Origin of the sequence: Pseudomonas sp. 2024-210, assembly GCF_045062345.1 — a bacterium.
Lineage (GTDB): Bacteria > Pseudomonadota > Gammaproteobacteria > Pseudomonadales > Pseudomonadaceae > Aquipseudomonas.
In genome coordinates this window covers 318,982-341,946 of sequence record NZ_JBJGEJ010000002.1, presented here as the reverse complement: position 1 = coordinate 341,946, position 22,965 = coordinate 318,982, and the positions used below count along the sequence as shown (strand labels likewise).

At 56.4% G+C, this 22,965-nt stretch carries 16 protein-coding genes and 1 riboswitch; of the genes, 7 read left to right on the top strand and 9 right to left on the bottom strand.

Annotated elements, in window-relative coordinates; genetic code table 11:
- Positions 1–62 precede the first annotated feature (62 nt).
- The 3 genes from cpdA to ACI7MX_RS04135 form a co-directional block, all read right to left on the bottom strand.
- Positions 63–878, bottom strand: coding sequence for a 3',5'-cyclic-AMP phosphodiesterase (gene cpdA / locus ACI7MX_RS04145; protein ID WP_405585167.1), 816 nt, complete (start codon positions 876–878; stop codon positions 63–65).
- Positions 879–1,000: 122 nt separating this feature from the next.
- Positions 1,001–1,453 (bottom strand): DUF1249 domain-containing protein, encoded by a 453-nt coding sequence (locus ACI7MX_RS04140; RefSeq protein WP_314484375.1) that lies wholly within the window; start codon positions 1,451–1,453, stop codon positions 1,001–1,003.
- On the bottom strand, positions 1,444–2,061 hold the full coding sequence (locus ACI7MX_RS04135; RefSeq protein WP_153380779.1) for an NUDIX domain-containing protein: 618 nt from the start codon (positions 2,059–2,061) through the stop codon (positions 1,444–1,446). Before ACI7MX_RS04135 ends, ACI7MX_RS04140 begins: the two co-directional genes overlap by 10 nt.
- A 221-nt stretch (positions 2,062–2,282) precedes the next feature.
- Between ACI7MX_RS04135 and ACI7MX_RS04130 the strand changes: the two genes are divergently transcribed.
- Positions 2,283–3,020 (top strand): RsiV family protein, encoded by a 738-nt coding sequence (locus tag ACI7MX_RS04130; protein ID WP_314484368.1) that lies wholly within the window; start codon positions 2,283–2,285, stop codon positions 3,018–3,020.
- 114 nt (positions 3,021–3,134) lie between these two features.
- Here the strand turns inward: ACI7MX_RS04130 and cytX are convergent, their stop codons facing one another.
- Together cytX and thiC are read right to left on the bottom strand one after the other, a co-directional pair.
- Complete coding sequence (gene cytX / locus ACI7MX_RS04125) at positions 3,135–4,397, bottom strand: putative hydroxymethylpyrimidine transporter CytX (protein WP_405585163.1); 1,263 nt, start codon at positions 4,395–4,397, stop codon at positions 3,135–3,137.
- 187 nt (positions 4,398–4,584) lie between these two features.
- Positions 4,585–6,474 carry a phosphomethylpyrimidine synthase ThiC gene (thiC, locus tag ACI7MX_RS04120; RefSeq protein WP_314484365.1) on the bottom strand — a complete coding sequence of 630 codons (1,890 nt, stop codon included), beginning with the start codon at positions 6,472–6,474 and terminating at the stop codon, positions 4,585–4,587.
- Between the two features lie 154 nt (positions 6,475–6,628).
- Positions 6,629–6,734: riboswitch (TPP riboswitch) on the bottom strand.
- A gap of 185 nt (positions 6,735–6,919) precedes the next feature.
- On the opposite strand from thiC, the gene ACI7MX_RS04115 reads away from it, so the two are divergent.
- Entirely contained in the window at positions 6,920–8,356 is a 1,437-nt protein-coding gene (locus ACI7MX_RS04115) for a TolC family outer membrane protein (protein ID WP_314484362.1), read from the top strand.
- 114 nt (positions 8,357–8,470) lie between these two features.
- Positions 8,471–13,159 carry a dermonecrotic toxin domain-containing protein gene (locus ACI7MX_RS04110; protein ID WP_405585159.1) on the top strand — a complete coding sequence of 1,563 codons (4,689 nt, stop codon included), beginning with the start codon at positions 8,471–8,473 and terminating at the stop codon, positions 13,157–13,159.
- Between the two features lie 22 nt (positions 13,160–13,181).
- On the opposite strand, the gene waaA is transcribed toward ACI7MX_RS04110, so the two are convergent.
- Positions 13,182–14,459, bottom strand: a complete 1,278-nt coding sequence (gene waaA / locus ACI7MX_RS04105; protein WP_405585156.1) for a lipid IV(A) 3-deoxy-D-manno-octulosonic acid transferase — start codon at positions 14,457–14,459, stop codon at positions 13,182–13,184.
- Between the two features lie 159 nt (positions 14,460–14,618).
- Here waaA and ACI7MX_RS04100 point away from each other — a divergent pair, with 159 nt between their 5' ends.
- From ACI7MX_RS04100 to ACI7MX_RS04085, 4 genes are all read left to right on the top strand, one after another.
- Positions 14,619–14,951: an SMR family transporter gene (locus tag ACI7MX_RS04100; protein ID WP_314484352.1), complete on the top strand. Its 333-nt coding sequence runs from the start codon at positions 14,619–14,621 to the stop codon at positions 14,949–14,951.
- Positions 14,952–15,099: 148 nt separating this feature from the next.
- Positions 15,100–16,275 (top strand): NAD(P)/FAD-dependent oxidoreductase, encoded by a 1,176-nt coding sequence (locus tag ACI7MX_RS04095; RefSeq protein WP_405585153.1) that lies wholly within the window; start codon positions 15,100–15,102, stop codon positions 16,273–16,275.
- The gene (locus ACI7MX_RS04090; protein WP_405585150.1) at positions 16,272–17,084 is read left to right on the top strand and encodes an aldo/keto reductase; all 813 of its coding nucleotides are present in this window, start codon (positions 16,272–16,274) and stop codon (positions 17,082–17,084) included. The genes ACI7MX_RS04095 and ACI7MX_RS04090 overlap by 4 nt, the downstream gene beginning before the upstream one ends.
- 41 nt (positions 17,085–17,125) lie before the next feature.
- A complete protein-coding gene (locus tag ACI7MX_RS04085) occupies positions 17,126–18,148 on the top strand; it encodes a metal ABC transporter ATPase (RefSeq protein WP_405585147.1) in 1,023 nt (340 codons plus the stop codon).
- A 167-nt stretch (positions 18,149–18,315) separates the two neighbouring features.
- Here the strand turns inward: ACI7MX_RS04085 and hldE are convergent, their stop codons facing one another.
- From hldE to ACI7MX_RS04070, 3 genes are all read right to left on the bottom strand, one after another.
- Positions 18,316–19,737, bottom strand: coding sequence for a bifunctional D-glycero-beta-D-manno-heptose-7-phosphate kinase/D-glycero-beta-D-manno-heptose 1-phosphate adenylyltransferase HldE (gene hldE / locus ACI7MX_RS04080; protein WP_405585144.1), 1,422 nt, complete (start codon positions 19,735–19,737; stop codon positions 18,316–18,318).
- 165 nt (positions 19,738–19,902) lie between these two features.
- Positions 19,903–21,708 (bottom strand): lipid A export permease/ATP-binding protein MsbA, encoded by a 1,806-nt coding sequence (gene msbA, locus ACI7MX_RS04075; RefSeq protein ID WP_314484337.1) that lies wholly within the window; start codon positions 21,706–21,708, stop codon positions 19,903–19,905.
- Positions 21,709–21,724: 16 nt separating this feature from the next.
- On the bottom strand, positions 21,725–22,891 hold the full coding sequence (locus tag ACI7MX_RS04070) for an O-antigen ligase family protein (protein WP_314484334.1): 1,167 nt from the start codon (positions 22,889–22,891) through the stop codon (positions 21,725–21,727).
- Positions 22,892–22,965 lie beyond the last annotated feature (74 nt).

Here is a 22,965-nt window from a genome sequence, read left to right as displayed (position 1 = left end):
ACATCAACAAAGACGCGCAGTTTAGCCTGACTCGGCATCTGGATATATCCGGTCTGCAACACTCAGTAATTATTGGCGCTGTAATCGGGCTCGAATGTGAAATCCGCCAACCGCGAGACACCCGTCTGCACATCCCCATCAGGCAACAGGCGCAACCAGCGATAACCCGGTGCCTGGTTGCTGACCTTGAAGTCTGCGCTGCCCGGCTCGAACTGAAGACAGGTTGAGGGGGTGGCCAATAGCCTTACATCCTTGCGCTGCTGTTCAAATGTTTGGTGCACATGCCCCCATAGCACCGCGCGTACCTGCGGGAAGCGGTCGACAACGGCCCAGAACGCAGTGGCATTGTGCAAACTGATCGCGTTCATCCACTCGCAGCCGATGGGCACGGGGTGGTGGTGCAGGCACACCAGATGATGACGCTCGGGCGCCTCACTCAGGGCCTGAGCAAGCCGTTGCAGTTGATCGTCTTCCAGATAGCCGTGGGCTTTGCCCGCAACAGACGTGTCGAGCAGCGTAATGCGCCAATTGCCAATATCGACCACAGGCTCCAGCAAACGGCTTTGCACGGCGGCTTCGGCCATGGCTTTGAGGTCATCATGATTGCCCGGCAGCCAGCGCGCGGGGGCTGCCAGCACGTCGGTCATCTGACGAAAGCGCTGATACGCCTCAACGCTTGCGTCCTGAGCCAGATCGCCCGTTGCCAAGAGCAGGTCTATCCGGGGTTGTTCGGCGCGCGCAAGGTCGATGACGCGTTGCAAGCTTTGCGCCGTTTTAAGCCCCAGCAGCGACCCGTCTGCGTCGGCAAACAAATGGCTGTCTGTCAGTTGCACCAGCAGCACCGGATCGTCGGTGGTCAGCGTGGAGACATTCGGCAAGGGGGATTTCTCCGCAGCACGTTTATAAAAGAGGTGATTATGCCATTAGCCTGCTGGAATGCTCACGCCTGAGTGCTGTAGTCGCTGCCGAGGGACGAAAGCTGCGACTACATAAAACAGCTTTATCGGACTTGCGCGTATTCATGACCGCAGGTCAGGCAATGACTGAGCCACTCGCCCAAGAAGATATTGAGCTGGGCCTTTTCATCCGGTTGATGCATGGCCACGTTGGGATAAGCATAAATACTGCGAAAACGCCTCGCATGCTCTGCGCCGACCACTTCCGCCATGCGCGCATCGTGGTAGACCTGCACCTGCAATTCCGGCACGGGCAACCAAGGCAAACTGTGTTCCTGACGCACGCGCAGGGTGCTGGTGTACGGGCAGTCGAGCATCACTTCCAGGGTCAGGACGCCGAGCATCTGGTCGCCCTGAGTCACCGCAATTCGCCGCGCACTGGGCTGTTCACGCATATCGGGCAACAAGCGCATCAAGCGTGCAAAATTAGCCTCGCAGGCAGCCTGCAAGCCAATCAAATCGACCGTGTATCGATCACGTCGCGCCGTTACTGCCATAACCCCCTCACTTCAGCGCGATTAAGCGCCAGCCATTGCAGGGCGATAATGCTCGCTGCATTGGAAATACGTCCATCTCGTACTGCTTGAAGCGCATCTTCGTACGCCCAAACCGTCACTCGAATATCTTCTGCTTCTTCTTCCAGTCCATGCAAGCCTCCCACGCCCTCCGTGCTGCAACGGCCCAGGTACAAATGGACAAATTCGGTGCTGCCGCCTGGCGACGGGAAATAGCGTGTGATGGGCCAAAGCGACGAGAACGTCAGCCCCGCCTCTTCTTCGCCTTCGCGGTGAGCCACTTCTTCGGGCTCTTCGGCCTTGTCGATCAGTCCGGCGACCAGTTCGATCAACCACGGGGTATCGGTCTTGCCCATCGCACCGACGCGGAACTGCTCGATCAGCACCACTTCATCGCGCTGCGGGTCATAGGGCAGCACACACACGGCATCGTGGCGCACAAATACTTCGCGACTGATCTCACGGCTCATGCCGCCGGCAAACAGTTCATGGCGCAGGTGTACGCGATCAAGCTTGTAGAAGCCCTTAAAGCATTCTTCGCGTTTTACGACCTCGACAGCGCTGGGTGTGGCGCGGGTGATATCAGTCATTGCAAACCTCTGGCTGGCGAATTCTTACCGGGGCGAACCCCAAGCATCGCGCATCCTAACGCGCCTGAGGTTCAGCATGTAGCCTCTTTTTTGCCACAGGGATAGACGGATCGCCTGCAAACCCTCTCTAATTGACTGGCTTAAGCTTAGTGTCGAACTGACGCCTTTGTTGGCAGTCGAACACGCATAATTTCACCTTTTTTTGTTAATGAAGGACGACCATGTCGCTTTTAAAATTTGCCTCCATGGCGTGTATAGCCCTGACACTGGGCGCTTGCCAGAGTGTTTTCCAGCCCAAGCCGATGGCCTTCACCCAAGACGCCACGGAGCAAGTCAAGACAGGTTGTGAGGGCCAGGATTGCCCGCTGGTGAACATTGACACCTTGCACTTTGCCAATGCCCCGCAACTCGACGCACTGATCGAAAAGCGCCTGCTGCGAATGACCGTGAACTCGCCTGACGAAAAACTGGCGCCCTCACTGGACGCCTACCGCGAACAGTTTCTGCGCACCGCGCAACCCCGCAACAGCACCTACTTGCAGGCCAAGGTACGCGAACAGCATGACGATCTGGTGGTGATCGAACTGTCCAGCTACCTGGACACCGGTGGCGCCCACGGCATGCCGGGTCGCGGGTTTATCAACTACTCGCGCACCGCCCAGAAAGAAGTGACCTTGCAGGACATGCTGCTGCCGGGGCAGGAGCAAGCCTTCTGGGGCGCGGCCAAAGTGGCTCACAACAACTGGCTGATCAAAACCCACTACGGCAGCGACCCGGAATACGTGAAGAACTGGCCTTTCCAGAAAACGCCGAACGTGGCCCTGCTCAAAGACAACGTGGTGCTTAAATACGACGTGTACAGCATTGCGCCGTATTCCGAAGGGCATGTTGAACTGAGCATCCCGTACTCGCGCCTGAACGGAATTTTGAAGCCTGAGTGGGTTCCAGCTAAGGATTAAATCTGAGCAACCCTCACCCCAACCCTCTCCCAAAGGGAGAGGGGGCTGATTTGCAGTGTGCTTGAGGTTGTGCGCGGCCTGTTCCCTCTCCCTCCGGGAGAGGGTGAGGGGCTTTTAGTGTTTACGCCCCAACACCCACTGCAATACCCCCGCCAGCAGCAACGCCGGCAACGTTGCACCCACATCCGGCATAAAATTCGCCAGCGCGTGATACGTCACCACCCCGCCCAACCAGGCCAGTAATGCCGAACCGCTGAATAACATGGGCGCTACCTGAGCACTGCGTTTACGCACGATAAAGTGGTCCACCAGCACCACGCCAAACAGCGGCGCAAACACTGAGCCTATCAACAGCAGAAAGTTCTGGTACTGCGCCAGCGGCGCGAAGCAGGCAATCAAGGTGCAGATAACACCGATGATCAACGCCAAATGCTCGACCTTCAACCGCAGCAACAACCCACTGGAGACCGCCGCCGAGTGGATATCGGCAAAAGCGTTTTCAGACTCATCCAGCAGAATCAGCAACAACGGAATTCCCAACCCGGCCCCAGCCAGTGCCAGCAATAGCGCATTGACTTCACCGCTCGGCGCGAATGCCAAGGTGTAGGCCACCCCCAGACTCATCAGCCAGAAGTTGCCAATCAAAAAGCCCAGCGCGGTGCCGCCAAACACGCCTTTGGCGCGTTTGCCGAAGCGCGAATAGTCGGCAATCAAGGGTAACCACGACAGCGGCATGGCGATGGCAATATCAAAGCCCACGGCAAAGGGCAGCGAACCATCACCCTTTTGCGCCCACAGCGCAGGCAAATCAGCTTTGCTGAAGAGGTTCCAGGTCAGCCACAGGCAGGCGCCCAACAATAGCCAGATGCCCCACTTGCGCAGAATTTTACGCACGAAGGTCAGTGGTCCACTGACTGCCAGCAACGTCGCCAAGACACCAAAGAACAGCGTCCACAACAAAGGCTGGCTCCACAGGCTGGTGTCGCTGAATGCTCGCGCACCCAGCAGGCTGGCGGCGTCACGCATGACAATGATTTCAAACGAACCCCAACCGATCAGTTGCAGTACGTTGAGCAGTGCAGGCAAGAGTGCGCCGCGACTGCCCAAACTGACCTTCAGCGCGGCCATGGACGACAGGCCCGTGTCGCTGCCGATCACGCCCACTGACGCCAGCAACGACACGCCCACGAGCGTACCGAGAAAGATCGCCAGCAATGAGCCCGATAGCCCCAGACCCGGCGCCAGAAGCGCGCCGGTCTGCAGCACCATCAAGCCAATGCCGAGGGAAAACCACAGGGAAAACAGATCGCGAGCGCCGAAGACGCGCTTGTCTAAAGGGACAGCGAGGTCTGGAGAGTAAGTACTGGGTGTGTTCAAGGCATGAATCTCAAGGAGAGCAGGATTAACACTTACCTCGTAGCAGCTGCCAAAGGCTGCGTCCGATTGCGAAGCGATCGTAAAACCTGAAGATGCGGTCTAACAGATGTACCGCGATCTCTGAATTTACGACGGCTACGCCGCCGAACGCAGCCTTCGGCAGCTGCTACGGAGTTTGCGGTTTAGATCACACTTTTTTGTAGAGCTGGCTGCCTTCCTGCTTGAAGCGCTCCGCTTGTTCGGCCAAGCCTTTGGCCACGTCGACGTCAATGGCGTCAATACGCTGGTTCGCCGCGTAAATACGCACTTCCTGAGTGATTTTCATCGAGCAGAATTTGGGTCCGCACATGGAACAGAAATGGGCGACCTTGGCCGAGTCTTTAGGCAAGGTTTCGTCGTGGTACGAACGCGCGGTATCCGGATCAAGGCCCAGGTTGAACTGGTCTTCCCAGCGGAACTCGAAACGCGCCTTGCTCAAGGCGTTGTCACGGATTTGCGCACCGGGATGGCCTTTGGCCAAGTCTGCGGCGTGGGCCGCGATCTTGTAGGTAATGATCCCGGTCTTGACGTCATCTTTGTTCGGCAAGCCCAAGTGTTCTTTAGGCGTCACGTAGCAGAGCATGGCGCAACCAAACCAGCCGATCATCGCCGCGCCAATGCCCGAAGTGATGTGGTCGTAACCCGGCGCGATGTCGGTTGTCAGCGGGCCTAAGGTGTAGAACGGTGCCTCGTCGCAGCACTCCAGTTGCTTGTCCATGTTCTCTTTGATCAACTGCATCGGCACATGGCCCGGGCCTTCGATCATGCATTGCACGTCGTGCTTCCAGGCGATTTTGGTCAATTCGCCGAGGGTTTCCAGCTCACCGAACTGCGCCGCGTCGTTGGCGTCGGCAATCGAACCGGGACGCAAGCCGTCACCCAGCGAGAAACTGACGTCGTAGGCCTTCATGATTTCGCAGATGTCATCGAAATGGGTGTAGAGGAAGTTTTCTTTGTGATGCGCCAGGCACCACTTGGCCATGATTGAGCCACCGCGAGAAACAATGCCGGTCACGCGTTTGGCGGTCAGCGGCACATAGCGCAGCAACACACCGGCGTGGATGGTGAAGTAGTCAACGCCCTGCTCGGCCTGCTCGATCAGCGTGTCGCGGAACAATTCCCAGGTCAGGTCTTCGGCCACGCCATTGACCTTTTCCAGCGCCTGATAAATCGGCACGGTACCAATCGGCACCGGCGAGTTGCGGATGATCCATTCGCGGGTTTCGTGAATATGCTTGCCTGTGGACAAGTCCATGACCGTGTCCGAGCCCCAGCGAATGCCCCAGGTCAGTTTGGCCACTTCTTCTTCGATGGAAGAACCCAGCGCACTGTTGCCGATGTTGCCGTTAATCTTCACCAAGAAGTTGCGACCGATGATCATCGGCTCCAGCTCAACGTGGTTGATGTTGGCCGGGATGATGGCCCGACCACGGGCGATTTCATCGCGTACGAATTCGGCGGTGATTTCGTTAGGGATATTGGCCCCGAAGCTGTGGCCTGCGTGCTGCTGATCAAGCAAACCGGCCGCCCGGGCTTCCTGCAATTTCATGTTTTCGCGGATGGCGACGTATTCCATTTCCGCCGTGATGATGCCCTGACGTGCATAGTGCATCTGACTGACGTTGGCACCCGCCTTGGCCCGACGCGGATTCTTCACGTGGGCGAAACGCAGTTGGGTCAATTCAGCGTCTTCAAGGCGCATTTGGCCAAAATTCGAACTCAGGCCCGGCAAACGCTCGGTGTCGTTGCGGTCATCAATCCACGCTGAACGCACATCGCCCAGCCCTTTGCGCACATCAATCTGCACAGACGGGTCGGTATACGGGCCGGAGGTGTCGTAGATCAATACCGGGGCATTCACTTCGCCACCAAAATCGGTGGGGGTAACGTCCAGGCTAACTTCACGCATGGGCACTAGAATGTCCGGGCGCGAACCCTGTACATAGACTTTTTGTGAGCGGGTAAACGGCTTGACGGACTGTTCATCGACCTTGGCCGAATCACTGAGGTTGATTGCGTTTTTTAGTTTTGTACTCATCACGGCTCTCCAGACTTCATCCAGGCGGATTGTCGGAGGAAGAACCTGAAAAAAGCACGGATGCACCCCATGACTGGATGCTGAGTGACGGCCTCGAACAATTGATCATTTTTTGATCAATCATTCCCGGACGGCACTCAAGAGGACTCGCCGGGAGACGAGAAATCTTGTTCCCTACGCAGGCGTTAACCTGATCAGGTTCAACGGGATCCGAAATTATTCGATCTCAGCCTCATAGCAAGGCACCCCGACAAGAACGTGGCCAGTCTAGGGCAGCAGCAAGCTTTTAGCTACAAGCGGTAAGAAGCGAGCTTCAAGCTCGCTTCTTACCGCTTGCAACTTGCAGCTGCCCTCGATCTCCAAAACTACTACACTCGCTACGTCTTGAAACCGCGAGTCGGACTCGGGCCTTTATTTTTCCGCATTCTTGAACTAGGGATCGCTCATGCTGCGCAAACTCTCACTGGCAATCGCCGTGTCTTGGGCGACCAGCGCAATGGCTCTGGACACCGCTGCCCCGTTGTCCAGCCAAAACGGACTGGTCAGCGTTTACCACGAAGCGGTCGACAACAACGCTGATCTGGCCGCTGCCCGAGCCGATTACGCGGCACAAAAGGAAGTGGTGCCACAGGCCCGCGCCGGTTTGCTGCCTAACTTGTCCGGTGGCGCCGAGTCCAGTAATGTGCGCACGGCCATTGACCAGCCCTCACTGACCACCAACCGCAGTGCAATGGTGTATCAGGCAACGTTGGCACAGCCGCTGTTCCGGATTGATCGCTGGTTCCAGTTGAAAGCCGCCGAATCAATCAATGAGCAGGCTGCCTTACAGCTGTCGGCGACCGAACAGAATTTGATTCTGCAATCGGCCAATGCCTATTACTCGGTATTGCGCGCTCAAGACACGCTGGCCGCCACCAAGGCTGAAGAAGAAGCCTTCAAGCGCCAGCTGGACCAGTCTCGCGAACGCTTTGACGTGGGCTTGTCGGACAAGACCGACGTGCTGCAATCTCAGGCCAGTTACGACACCGCACGTGCCAACCGGATGCTGGCTCAGCGCCAGGTTGAGGACGCCTTTGAAGCCCTGGTGACGCTGACCAACCGTCAATACAACTCGATTGAAGGCATGCGCCACACCTTGCCGATTCTGCCCCCGTCACCCAACAACGCCAAATTGTGGGTCGACACCGCCGGACAGCAAAACCTTCAACTGCTTGCCAGCAACTATGCAGTGGATGCAGCAGAAGAAACCCTCAAGCAACGCAAGGCCGGCCACGCCCCGACGCTTGATGCCGTGGTGCAGTATAAAACCGGCGATAACGATGCCTTTGGTCTGAGCAACCCCAATGCGTTCAACCAGCGCTATGCGGGTGACGTGTCGCAACGCAGCATTGGCGTGCAGCTGAATATCCCGATCTACAGCGGCGGGCTGACCAGTTCACAAGTGCGTGAATCGTATTCACGACTTGATCAGACCGAGCAACAGCGCGAGCAATTGCGCCGCCAGGTGGTCGAAAACACGCGTAATTATTTCCGCGCGGTCAATACCGACGTTGAGCAGGTCTCGGCACGCAAACAGTCGATCATCTCCAACCAGAGCGCTCTGGAAGCCACTGAAATTGGCTATCAGGTCGGCACCCGCAATATCGTCGACGTGCTTGATGCTCAACGCCAGCTGTACAACTCGGTACGCGACTACAACAACAGCCGCTATGACTACATCCTCGACAACCTGCGTCTCAAGCAGGCAGCAGGCACGCTGAACCCTGGCGATCTGCAAGCCTTGGCCCAGTATTTGAAAGCTGACTACAACCCGGATAAAGACTTCTTGCCACCCGACCTTGCCAAAGCGGCCGAAGCCAATTTTCGCTCGCCGGGCAACTGAAGCACCACGTTCTTCGCAGCAGACACCATACCCCGCTACCACCGTTCCTTGAGAGCACCAGAGGTTAATACGACATCGATCGTATGACCTCTTGGACTCAATACAGGAATACCTATGTCTACCGTACCTTCAACGCCCCTTGTGCCTGCAGAAAACGCCGTTCGTGCACAATTCTCCCATCCTCCAGCGCTTGAAGCCGTCGCACGCAAAATGCTCGAAGAGGCCATTGAGCAAGCGTACCCCTCATTAAAAATTGACCTTGCGCGCACTCGCCTGGCGGTGCCGATGCCCGAAGGCGGCTGGGGGTTGGAGCCTTTTATGCCCAAGGTTTTGGATTACCTTGGAGGTGGGCCAGAACTTAATTTAAGCCCGATCCAGGGTCAGTCTTACTACCTGAGCGATGAAGCGCCCGCGTGGCTTATCCCGAGCGAAGGTGAGCTGGACATGAAAGTCATTGAGCGCGTGGTGAAAGAACTGGCCTGGCGCCTGCCCATTGGTCTTCAAGATGCCCTGACCAGCTTTTGGGGGGAGGACTCAGGGGCGGGAGGCAATCGCTGGAAATGGCTCAGTAATGTGCTCAAAGACACCTTGACCATCAAAGCACTCCAGCAATCGGAGTTAGATACAGATGCCCTCGCCGCCATCAGTCAGATGATCAGGGCGCCCGAACTGGATGAACGCACCCGCCAATATGGCGAAAAAGCCGTACGTGCCTACTGGATTAAAATCTCGCTGCTGAGTTCAGGAAAGATGAGTTCCGGTTTAAGTGCGAGGATCGCTGTGGCCACACCTGATCAAGTCTTGGTGTGCAAACCCAGCGGTAAGACCAGCTCATTCAGAAATATCGACGCCTTGAGCCAAAGCTGGAGTTTCAGGATCAACAAAATTTATACGGCACAAGAGATTTACCTGAAACGCTTTGAGCTTGAAGGCAATGTATTCGAGGCCATGGCCGCGGCGATACTCAATCAGCAACTGGAACGCATCGGCTCAATCAAATTGCCTGCCAGTATTGGATGGGAGGCGCTGGAAACGGTGTATACGAATATCGTAGACACAGCAGCAATATTCATTGATGCCCCTGAAGCCAATCTCGAAGCCCTTCAATGGCTGAAAACCCAAGTGCCTGACTGGTTGATAAACACCTCTCCCGAAGATCAGGCGAACTACCGCCAGTACAGCCTGGCCTTGTCCGCTATCAAAAAAATGAATCACGGCCAGACGTATCTGTCCGGAATCAGTGATATCCACTCTTATGCCGCCGATGTTCTACTTGAACACATGCGGGCTGATTATTTGCGTCTTGAACATACTTCCCCTGGGCAAGAATTGAACGCCCTGCTTAATCCCGATGATATCGAGCTCTCATTTTTGACCGCAGCAGGTCTGCCCGGCAGCATCGGTATCATTGAACCCGTCTTGATGAGTCTGACCGAACTGGCGCTGAAAAATCTGGTCGGCCGCCCCAAAGGTGAGCTTTCGGTGCGTCATCGCCTCGGGCTTGCCCTGCCCTCCTGGCTGACACCCGACTACATCACTCGTCGTGACGGCCTGATCGAACAAGTCAACATAGGGAAAAATTACCCGGAGCGAATTGAAGATTTACTGCTGTCTCAAACTCCGGATGTAAAGAATCGGGAGCGTTTGTTCGCTGAGCAAGTCAGCATCCAATTACCTTTGGAAGCACTGGAACTCAGCCTGAAGCAAGAAGGCGGGGTCACCCCCCAAGGGGCTCGCTATGTGGCCGCTGTGGTAAAGCCTGGCGCTGATGACCGACAGGTTGACGGGGCACAGATCGTCATTCGCCGCCTGGCCATGGTGCGCAAGCCCGACGCCGTGCCCGATACAGTCACCAATATGTTCATCATTGAGCCGGCTAACCTTGAACAGGGTCCGCACCTGCTCTATCGACCTTTTTACGCAGATTCATTGCTGCAATTTGCGGATCGCCAAGCATTGCTGAACGCTATTGCTCAACCTGGAGAACTTCAAGACAGCATCCTGGCCTGGTTGAGCGATATTGCCCGACCTATTTATGACAACGGCGGCTTTAAAGAACCCCATTACGTGCGCTTCGGGCTGGGCAGTGATTTTGCCCCGATCGAGATACCCGAGCCCGCCTCTCTGGCGACCAACGGAGTCAGTAATGAGCTCCTTCAATACCTGGAAAACGGGCAATTGATGCAGTTCCTTTACGCAAGCAACTCAAGGGCATTGGTCGATCAAGCCCAAAGTGAGTCAGTGTCCAACAGCGAAAGTCGCTGGAGGGTGCTCCTCGAAGGCGGAAGCTTGATCCTCAACAGCCTTCTAGTACTGCCTGCACAACCTCGTCCTCTGATGCTCACCGGAGGCTTGTTGGGAATGACAAAATTAGCCATCAATGCCGTCCCGGCGCTGGCCAGTGCAAGCAAGGCGGCCCGCGAGGTGGCAGCGGCCGATGTCATCATCAACCTGGGCCTGATGTTGCTCCATCCCATTCTGGACGCCCTGCCCCGAACTGCGAAGTTAGCCCCTGGGTTAAAGACCCAGGCGTTACGTCCATTCGCGCCAATACGCATCAAGGAACAGTGGCCGGAGCCGCTTCTACCAAAAATCGATTCGGGGCTTGTGGCCTTACCTGGCGAATACCCTAATACCCAAAGTACCGTGCTGGATTTTAGGTTCGTCAGTGCCCATAACCGTTTAACCGAAAGCCAGAAGCATGCACTCGCCAAGTTCAGGGTGGCTCCCCCTGTACCCATGCCTGCTGCACAACCCTTGGGCCAGCGAAAGGGTTTGTTTCGTATCAATGAAAAGTGGCATGCCTTGATCGGGGGGGATCTTTTTGAGCTAGACGTCGATCCGAGCGGCGCAGCCTTTATAGTCTCTTCTACAGACATCAATAATCTGGGCCCCGCTGTAAGAAAGGATGGGGAGGGTAATTGGTCGCTAGACTTGCGCATGCGCAACAGGGGCGGCATGCCACCACGGCGCATCGTAGCTCACCAGAAAAAAACCGCGGCACGGATCGTGGAACTGAACGAGGAGCTGGAAGATTTTTTTTCCAGTGAGCTGCCACTGCACAAAACCGTCGAAATTACCCAAGCCACCCTGCAAAGAGCGACAGCGGATTTCCGCTTTCCCAGGGAGCAGCTGGCTGACCTTCGCAACCGACTCAATACGGCGCTGCAAGCGCAATTGGATGCGTACAAGAAGCTGTTGAACTCACTGGAGGAACGCGTCTCGTTGAAGATTCCGTTCAAGGATTCAGTCGTGATCTCCCTGCTTGAGAAAGCGTTCGATAACAGGGCCGTCGCGTTGTCTCTGTCCGCACGGGAACAAAGAGCGCTTATTGCCAAATGGCCCCAGTTCAGCACCCCAGGCCCCGAATTGGAGGCCGCGGGGGATGCAGACCCAGAAGGGTTCAACGAATTTGTCAAAGAGCAAGTGGCGCTCAACGACCATACTATTGATCGCCTCGAACAGAGAAACCGCTATCTGGACCAACTGCAAAATCTGGGCAGTGCAGGTGCCATGGCCGCTGCACCGCTGAGCCATGCCATTTCTGATGACGCCCACACAATTCTGAGCCTGCAAGGTTTTCAGCTCGACTGCCTCAAATTGCTCAGCACAAAAATTTCAGCCCGTGGTTCTACGGAGCAGAGCCTGGATCACACACTCGATCCGCTAAAAGAGCATGTGCAAACCCACAATGAGCTCAACATTCTGGACATCGATCCCGCTAAACGGTTAGAGGTTCTTGACAGTCTGGTTGAACACTACGGTCTGGCTCTGGATGCCCTGCAAGGCATCGCCCTGTTCAATGCCGAAGAGCTGGAGACTCACTTCTTCAATAAACTTCGTGCACTGCTCGAAGCGCTTTTTCAAGACGCTACCAAGCAACTGGCAGCAGAAATAAAACCTGCCTCCACCCCCCGTAAAAGGCCGCACAGCCGGCATTCATCGGCAGGTAAATCAAACAAGAAAGTCATCAGCGTCAAAGGTAAGGGCAAATTGATTGGCGAAGTCAAACCCGCGGGTGAAGACTGGCCGATTGAAGTGATTGAAGTGCGCTCAGATTATGATGATCAATTAATTTCGACCTATTCTCAGCACGGAGAAGAATGGGTGGAAATTAAAGAGCCTTCCAAGCCTGTGGCTCCCACCGCTCGGGCGCTTAACGTCATCAAGGGCGAAGCGCGTAAAACTTTCGCGATGTATCAGGAACATTTGCTCAGGGCCAGACAATTCAAAAAGTCGTGTAGGCACCCTGAAGAAATTCAAGAGTTACTCGATTTCCAAGCCACCAAGCTCGACAAACTTGCAACTGAACTGGGCGTGGCCTTGAAAGCAGTACATGCGGATGCGCGTATATTGGGTGACCAAACACTGTACGACAGCATGAAAAGCGCAGTACAAACCATGTTGAGTGAAGGTAAAGCTTTACGCGTCCAATTGAGCCTGGAATTACCCCCAACCCATGGCAATCTTCAATACCTGCTTGACGAAGAGAAGGTGCAGATTGCAGGTCTGGGAAAACGCATAAAGTTACAGGGCGACCGGCAGGATTTCATTCAGGAATACGCCATTAACGACAGAGACGGCTTCCCGTTGTGGTATGCCCACTTTCACTACGCACAAGCCAAGACGCCAAAGCTGGAATACACCGTCGCTCACCTGAAAACCAAGGAACAACGCAAGTCGAGCTACTATTCGCAATTGGCAGAAGCCACTAATGGCCAAGCGGTTGTTAACGTGCACCGTGGCCAAATTGGTAAAGCGCTTGCTGAACGTTGGTTTTTGCCCCTGGCCGATGATGAGTAAACACCCACTGCCGATGGAGGGCTTAGCCTGGCAGCAAACGGCCTAGCCCATCCAGCAGACGCTGCAAAGCGCCCTGATTGGCCTGCATGACTTGCAGGCCCGCCTCGGCCATTCGTTGCGCGTCTTGCGGCAATTCGAACAAGCGCTGCACCGCCAAGGCCAAACTTTGGGCATCTTCCACTTCCAGCAACGCACCGGCTTCACGCAACAACGCAGCGATGTCGTAGAAATTGAACAGGTGCGGCCCGCTCAACACCGGCTTGCCCAAGGCGGCGGGCTCTAACAAATTATGCCCGCCGTTGGGCACCAGACTGCCGCCGACAAAGGCACTGTCTGCCAGCGCATAGAGAAACAACAGCTCGCCCATGGTGTCACCCACCATCACTTGCGTAAGAGGTGCAACCACCTCGCCTCGTGAGCGGCGCACCGACTCAAAGCCCTCGCGTTGGCATAATTCAAACACCGCGTTAAACCGTTCAGGGTGGCGCGGTACCAGAATCAAGAGCGCATTGGGGTAGCTGGCCAGTAATTGCCGATGAGCCGCGAGCACGATTGAGTCCTCGCCTTCGTGCGTGCTGGCGGCAATCCACACCGGACGGTCAAGTGCCTGCCACTCTTCGCGCACTGCCCGGGCCTTGACCAACAACTGCGGGTCAATGCTTAAATCGAATTTGATAGACCCCGTGACCTCGACACATTCAGGGCGCGCGCCAAGTTCCCGAAAGCGCTGCGCTTCAGTTTCCGTCTGTACGGCGATAAGGCTCATTTCTTCAAGCATCGGCCGGGTCAGTTGGGCAAACCGTGCATAGCCTTTTGCCGAACGGGCCGACAGCCGCGCATTGGCCAGCGCCACCGGAATGCCACGTTTAGCGCATTGATGGATATGGTTAGGCCATAGTTCGGTTTCCATGATCACGGCAAGCGTGGGCTGTACGCGATTCAAAAAACGCGCCGCCGCCCAAGGCAAGTCATAAGGCAAGTAGCAGTGCTGGACTCGCGGTTCATTGGCAAACAGGGCTTGAATACGTTCCGAGCCGGTAGGCGTCATGCACGTCACCGTGATGGGCAACTGCGGATACTGTTTGAGCAGTGCACGAATCATCGGCGCTGCGGCAATACTCTCGCCAACCGACACAGCATGTACCCAGATACCGCCGGGCTGCATCAGGGGCAGATTTAAAGCGAAACGCTCACTCATACGCTTGGCATACGCGGGCGCCTTGCGCGCCCTCAGCCACAAACGAATCGCCACCAATGGCAGCCCCAGATGAAACAGCAAGGTGTAGAGAGTTCTATTCATGGGCGCAGAGTTTACTTGAAAACCAAGAGGGCGATGAGTTAGCAGGCGATCTGCCGGGGAGTCCACTGAAACTGTCGTAAGTAAAACGCCTACACACTTTTACAACCACTAGAATCCCTTGCTGGTAAATTGCCCCGCCTCCCCTTTCAGGACTTCACCATGAACGCTTACTACTACTTGGCCATCGCCATTTGCGCCGAAGTGATTGCTACCGTTTCAATGAAAGCGATCAAGGGATTCAGCACGCCACTGCCTCTGGTACTGGTCATCGCCGGTTACGCCACCGCGTTCTGGATGCTGACGCTGGTGGTGCGCACAATCCCGGTCGGGGTGGCGTACGCCGTGTGGGCAGGCTTGGGCATTGTGATGGTGAGCATCGCCGCGCTGTTTATCTACGGGCAAAAACTCGATGTCCCGGCCATGCTGGGCATGGGCCTGATCGTACTGGGCGTCGTCGTCATTCAACTCTTCTCCAAAACAGCAGGACATTGACGCAGCTGCAAGCGGCAAGTGTTGAGCTACAAGTAAAAGCAAGATCAAACGCTATGTGATCCCCGGCGATTGATCTTGCCTTTACTTGCAGCTTGAAGCTTGCCGCTTCTTTATACTGCATCTTTGTCTTTCAACACTGAGGTCGCCCATGCCATCTGTTATTTCCACCGACGTGCTGATTGTCGGCGCGGGTATTGCCGGCCTCTGGCTCAATGCGCGTCTACGTCAACAAGGCTTCTCAACGATAGTGGTGGAGCGCGAAGGCCTGGGCGGCGGTCAGAGTGTGAAGTCCCAGGGGATTATTCACGGTGGCGCAAAATACGCGCTGCATGGCGCGCTAACCGGTGCTTCCGAAGCCATTGCCGATATGCCGCGCCGCTGGCGCGAAGCCCTTGCAGGTGATGGCGAACTGGATTTGCGCGGTGTGCGCATCCTTTCTCAAGCCCACTACTTATGGTCGCCCGGTACGCTGGCCGGCAATTTGACCAGTTTTTTTGCCAGCAAAGCCGTCCGTGGCAGGGTCGACCAAGTTAAAGGCGATCAATTGCCTGAGGCCCTGCAAGACCCGCGTTTCAAGGGCAAGGTCTACCGGCTGGCCGAGCTGGTGGTCGATGTCCCTAGCCTGATCGAGCGTCTGGCAGAACTGGCGGGAGACGGGCTGCTCGCGGCTCAATCCATCGAGCCCCTAATTGAAGACGGTGAAATGATCGGCCTGCGTATTGATGGCCGCGAGATTCACGCTCAGCGCATCGTGTTCAGCGCGGGCGCTGGCAATGCCGAGTTGCTGGCCAGTGCCGGTATCAGCGTGCCAGCGCAACAGCTGCGCCCCTTACATATGGTGATGGTCAAAGGCCCAACGCTTAAACCGCTCTATGCCCACTGTCTGGGTGGCGGACCTAAACCGCGTATCACCGTGACCACGCACCCCGCAGCCAATGGTGAGTGGGTTTGGTATTTGGGGGGGGACATTGCTGAAGCTGAGGGCGTCGCTCGCGAACCTGCCGAGCAAATCGCAGTGGCGCAGAAAGAATTGGGCAATTTACTGCCGTGGATCGATCTGAGCCAAGCCCAATGGGCCACGCTGCGGGTCAACCGTGCCGAGCCGGCGCAATCGGGGCTGGTACGTCCAGACAATGCCTTTGTCGCCGACCAAGGTCGCTTACTGGTGGGCTGGCCAACCAAATTGGCGCTGGCGCCGGACTTCTCGGATCGCGTACTGATGGCGTTTGAGCAAGACGGTATACAGCCCGGCAATGCGCCTGCCTTACCACCGTTGCCTCGCCCGCCGCTGGCTAAAACGGCCTGGGAGCAACTGTTGCCATGAGCCAGCCAACACTGCACGACTTCCATCGCCCCTTGGGCAGCACGGGCATCGTGGTTTCACCGCTAGGGCTGGGCACCGTCAAACTGGGCCGCGATCAGGGCGTGAAATACCCCAGCGGTTTTCAGATCCCGGATGACGACGATGCGCGCAGGCTGCTCAAGCTCAGCCGCGATCTGGGCATCAACCTGATCGACACTGCGCCCGCGTATGGCCGCAGTGAAGAGCGCCTTGGCCCTCTGTTACGCGGCCAACGCCAGGACTGGGTCATTGTCAGCAAAGTGGGTGAAGAGTTTACCCACGGTGAGTCCAGTCACGACTTCAGCGCAGCCCATACCCGGTTATCGGTTGAGCGCAGCTTGAAACGTCTTGAAACAGACTTCATCGATATGGTGCTCGTGCATTCTGATGGCAATGACATGGCCATTCTTGAACAACAGGAGGTCTATGAAACCCTCGCGGCCCTTAAACGCGAAGGCAAAATTCGCGGGTACGGCCTCTCGGGCAAAACCGTAGAAGGTGGGCTCAAAGCGCTGGAAATGGGCGACTGTGCGATGGTCACGTACAACCTGAATGAGCAAACCGAGAAGCCGGTGATTGATTATGCCGCTGCCCACGGCAAAGCCATTCTGGTGAAGAAAGCGCTGGCCAGCGGGCATGTTTGCTTAAGCCCGGGTGTAGATCCGGTGCGCGCCAGTTTTGAACTGGTATTTGGCCATCAGGGCGTTGCCAGTGCTATTGTCGGCACCATCAACCCGTTGCACCTGGCCCATAATGTGACCACCGTGGCGCAGGTTCTGCGTAAACCTTGATGCCGCCGACGCGGCCGACCCCGACGCAAGAAGGAGCCGACATGCCGCGTTCGCTCATCCGCAAGAACCCCAACGACTTTAAAACCCTGTCGCTGTTTGTCGAGGCCACGCCGGAAGGCTTGAGCTATCAAAGCATTGGCATGCCCCTCAACTTTGCGCAAACCTTGCACAAACGCCGTCATGTCAATGTGACAGACACCCAGCGCTTTAGTGTGGAGCTGGCCAATCTCGGGGTATCGGTACGCCTGACGCTGAACTGGCAGGGCCGTGATTATTGGGTGCTGGTTCGCCAACGCCGTCAGGACCGTGGCGACGTGGTGCTCAAGTTGATCTCTGGCTATGTGCCGGCCCACGAGATCAACTTACCGTTGCATACCGCCATCCAGGAAGTCGCTGAAGAGTGCCTGCTCGAAACCCCTGAAGGCTGGCTCAGTGGTCGTTTCAAGGAAACCTGGCTGCCTGCACCTTATGCCAGCGCGCTGCATTATCGCGAGGCCCTGCCCTTTCTGCTTACACCGTTGTCGGGCGCTGCGCTTGCGGTTCGTTGCGCCAGCCAGACGTTGCTGGAGCGGCCACGGGCGTATGTGCACTTGCCTACGGCTTCGCTGCAACTGATTTACGACTTGCGGCTGGAGGTCCCTAAAGAGGCTAAATCGCTAAGCCTGCTGCATGTCGATGAACGTCTGGAGGGTGACCAGTTGGTGGCGCGGCTAGACCGTAAGCGTCCAGATCTTTACTTGATGCCGTTGACGGATGGACTGCCCTGCGCCGAGCTTTACACCTTGCACAAGGACAGGCTGCACCCGGTCAATACGCGCGGCCTACATTTGGCTGAAAGTTTTGCGCCGCAGGTGGGCTGGGTGGTCAGCGATGAACGTATTCGCTGGAAAGACTGGCTCAAACAACAAGGTTTGAGTGAGCCTGAGAAAGAGTCAGGACTCAAGCGCCTGACGGGCAAGGCCCGACAGATATTCAGGAAGGTGGTAAAGCACAAAGCCCCTCACCCTAACCCTCTCCCGGAGGGAGAGGGGACTGACCCTACGGGCATTCAAGATCAACACTGATCAGCCCGCTCTCTACCAACGAGAGAGGGACTGACCGCACCAGCCTTCAAGATCAACACTCATCACCCCCCCTCTACCAACGAGAGAGGGCTGACCGCACCAGCCTTCAAGATCAACACTCATCAGCCCCCTCTCCCTCCGGGAGAGGGTTGGGGTGAGGGCAAACCTCACTGACCCCGTATTTTGTCGACAATAGCGGTGGTCGAGCTGTTCTCTACCAGCCCCAGCACTTTCACGGTGCCGCCATAGGCCGTCACGATGTCCGCACCGACCACTTGGTCAATACCGTAATCGCCACCCTTGACCAAGACATCAGGCTTGACCTGAGCCAGTAAGTTTTCCGGCGTGCCTTCAGGAAAGCTGATGACCCAATCCACGGCGCCCAAACCGGCCAACACCGCCATGCGACGGTCAACACTGTTAATCGGACGCCCCGGCCCTTTCAGACGGCTTACCGATGCATCGTCGTTAACCGCAACGATCAGACGATCGCCTTGGGCCCGCGCCTGTTCCAGATACGTCACATGCCCGGCGTGCAAGATGTCGAAGCAACCGTTGGTGAAGACGATTTTTTCCTTGTGCGCGCGCGCATCGTCAATTGCCAACAGCAACTGATCGAGGGTCACTACGCCGCGCTCCGAACCTTCTGAACGCTGAATCGCACGGCGCAGCTCAGGCGCACTGATGGCCGCCGTACCGAGCTTGCCCACCACAATGCCGGCCGCCAGATTGGCCAACGCAACCGCGTGAGGCAGCTCTTCACCGGCGGCAATAGCCGCGGCCAAGGTTGAGATCACTGTGTCACCGGCACCCGTCACGTCAAACACTTCCCGGGCACGAGCAGGCAAGTGCATGGCCGGAAAGCCTGGGCGCAACAAGGTCATGCCCGATTCGCCGCGAGTCACCAGCAAAGCACCCAGATCCAGTTCTGACATCAGCTTGGCGCCCTTGGCTACCAAGTCGCCTTCATCCACACAACCACCGACGATGGCTTCGAATTCGCTGAGGTTAGGCGTGATCAGGCTCGCCCCCCTATAGATCGAGAAGTCCTTGCCTTTCGGGTCTGCCAGCACTGGGATGCCTCGTGCACGTGCAGCCTGGATGAGTACCTGATGGTTTTTTAGCGCGCCTTTGCCGTAGTCAGACAGCACCAGCACCTTGATGCCTTCCAGCAAGTTTTCAACCTCAGCCCCCAACGCCAACGCGTCAGTGGCGAACGGCTCTTCGAAGTCGATACGCAGCAGTTGCTGGTGACGGCTCATGACCCGCAGCTTAACGATGGTCGGCTGATGCGCAATGCGCTGAAACAGCGCACGAACCCCCGCGCCTTCAAGGCTATTAGCCAAGCTGTTGGCCGCTTCATCGTCGCCGGTCACACCCACCAGAGAAGCGGGCGCACCCAGCGCAGCGATGTTCAAAGCAACGTTGGCAGCACCGCCCGGGCGGTCTTCGATTTGCTCGACCTTGACGACCGGCACCGGCGCCTCAGGGGAAATCCGTGAGGTCCCACCATGCCAATAACGGTCGAGCATGACATCGCCTACCACCAAGACAGGGGCTTGATCGAATCGCGGCATGGACAACTTCATGGAGAACCCACATACAAAATGAACAGGGGCGCGATATTAACACAGGGTGAACACAGGTCAGTTCACCTGTTAATCGCAGCGAATGAGAATCAGGGGTGGGCTACAGAGCCCGACTAATCTTAACCAAACCTGCGGGAGTCAGCCCCCACAGGTCTGGTTTACAGACTAGGTCATATCGCCCGAGGTTTGCGGGGCGTCAAGGCCCATCGAATGCAAGCGTGCGTAATACCCGCTCAGCGCCATCAACTCGACATGAGTGCCGCGCTCAACGATCTGGCCCTGATCCATGACCAGAATCAGATCGGCTTTTTCGATGGTCGTCAGGCGGTGAGCGATCACCAGCGTCGTTCGACCCTTCATGACATGGTCGAGGGCCGCCTGAATATGACGCTCGGACTCGGTATCGAGGGCCGAAGTGGCTTCGTCGAGAATCAATAACGGTGCGTTTTTAAGCAATGCTCGCGCAATCGCCAAACGCTGGCGCTGACCACCGGAAAGCAGAACACCGTTCTCACCCACCTGAGTATCCAGGCCATGGGGCAGTTGCTCGATAAAGTCCATCGCATAGGCATCGCGCGCAGCTTTCTCGATCGCTTCACGCGGCGCTCCCGCCAGGTCACCATAAGCAATGTTGTTGGCCACCGTGTCACTGAACAGGGTCACGTTCTGGGTGACCTGGGCAATATGACGACGCAGGTTAAGCAAGCGATAGTCTTCGATCTCCACACCGTCGAGCAGGATTTCACCTGAAGTATGGTGGTAGAAACGCGGGATCAGGTTCGCCAGTGTCGATTTGCCGCTACCGGAGCGACCCACCAACGCCACCATTTGCCCAGGCTCAACCGAGAACGTTACATCCTTGAGTACCTGACGCTCGGTGTCGGGGTAAGTGAAGTTCAAGTTACGCACATCAAGACGACCACTCACCTGGTCACGCTCGATAGTGCCCTTGTCGACTTCCGGTTCTTCGTCCAATTGCTCGAAAATGCTTTCTGCGCCTGCCACCCCTTTCTGGATCGTCGAGCTGACCTCCGACAACTGGCGAATCGGCTTGGGCAGCAAGCCGGCCAAGGTGATGTAGGCAATCATGTCGCCCGCCGAAGCGTCACCACGCAGGTACAGCACCAGAAACATCAAGATGCCCATGGCGACGTAAATCACCAATTGCAGCATGGGCGTATAAATCGCTCCAGTGCGGGTCATGCGCAGCTGCTTTTCGGTGTTGCTGAGGCTGGCCTGAAGGAAGCGCTTTTCTTCGTAAGTCTCGCCACCAAAGCTGCGAACCACGCGATAGCCCTGAATGGTTTCAGAGGCCACGTGGGTTACATCGCCCATCGCGACCTGAATTTTCTTGCTCTGCTTGCGGAATTTCTTGCTGGCCGTGCTCACCATCACTGCAATCAGCGGCAAGATAGCGATCATCACCAGCGTGAGACGCCAGTTCATCCACAGCAAGGATGCAAACAGGAAGATCACCGTCATGCCTTCACGGATAACCACCTTGATGGCATCGGTTGCAGCACCGGTGACCATGGTGACGTTGAAGGTGATTCGCGAAATCAGATGACCCGAGTTGTGCTTGTCGAAATAGCGGTTGGGCAACGTCAGCATGTTATTGAACAACTGAACCCGCAGATCATGCACCAGCCCCAACGACACCTTGGCCAGGAAATAGTTACCCAGAAACGACCCAAAACCTTGCCATGCCGCGATCAGGACGATCAATATCGGCACGGCCTGCAACAAACGCAGATCACGCAGGTAGGGAATAGTCGGGAACAACACCGCATCGGGATTGGACAGGCCGTCGACGAAATACTTGAGGATGTAGCCAAGCATTGGCTGGGTCGAAGCGAAAATCAGAAACCCGACAATACTCAGCAGGAATAGGCCGATGTAGGGTTTGACATAGCCCAAGAGCCGAAAATAAATTTTCAGACTTGAACTCTGTTCCGCTGGTACATCACTCATCGTGGAGCTCACTGAATTAAGGAAAACGCGAAATTTTATCACAGGCGCCACTGCACGCCTTATTCACCGACAAAAGACTCGCAAGGGCTATCGGCAGCCACGTGATGAACCATTCGGCACGCGGAGTTCCCAACAAACTGGCCGCATCAAACTGCATCGCCAGCATTGAAAACACCCAAGCGCCTAGAACACCTTGACCCAGCAAGGTGGCGCGGGCACGCCACGCATAGAAGAACACCGAGAACCAGGCGATGCACCAGAACAACAACCCTGGCAGCCCTAGCTCAATCGCCACACTGGTGAACAGATTATGAGAATGATCAAAGGTTATCCCGACCGCCGTGACGGTGAAGTCAGCGCCCAGGCCCAGCCCAGTCCAGGGGTGCTCCCGGATCATCTGCAGGCTGCCCATGAATATTTCCGGGCGGTAGGAGGCGCCGCGCTCCAACACCAGCGCCTGCATATACCAGAACACGGCCATTGCACAGAGCATCGCCAACACTGAAATGATCACAGTGCGTCGGTCAGGTCGCCACAACGGCATGCAAAGCACAGTGAGCAGCAGCGCCAAGGCCGCGCCACGGCTTTGAGTCAATACAACAAAAAGCCCCAACAAGCCCAACGCAACCAACCACAACGCCTGCATAGCGCGCTGCTGAGGCACCCAGTGCAGCATCAAAATACCTACGATGCCGATCGCGTAAGCGCCCAAAATCGGGTGAGACAACTGGCCGAGCCCCTCGAGGCGGGCTACCCAGGCGTGTCCATCAATAAGGTAAAAGCGAACGATGGCAATCAATGCACTGGCGGCGAGCCCAAGGCCAGCCCACTGCATCAGACGCACAATGCGTTCTGGTCGACCATTGGCCAGAATTGGAAATGACAGAACGAAGACCGCGATATAGGCAAGCGGCTTAGCCTCATTCAGCGGCTGATCACTCCAACTCAAGCTGATCACAGCCCAGGCTGCCAACCCCAAAAGCCCAATACATAAAGCCCGCTGGCCTTGCCAGACCTCGACGATACGCTCTCGCGCCGACCATGCTACCAGCAGCGTCGGCAACCATAGAAAAGCCACCAATCCCTGCTGATACAGCTTATTGGTGGGCGCAAAAGCAATCGCCAACATAAACCACAATACACCTATGGTCATAAGGACTTGCGCCCAGCGACGTTCGTACATAATCCCGCTCCTAAAATCGATCGCCTGCCACCCTGGCATGGTTAAAACCTGTTTTTTTCGGCATCATTGCCGGT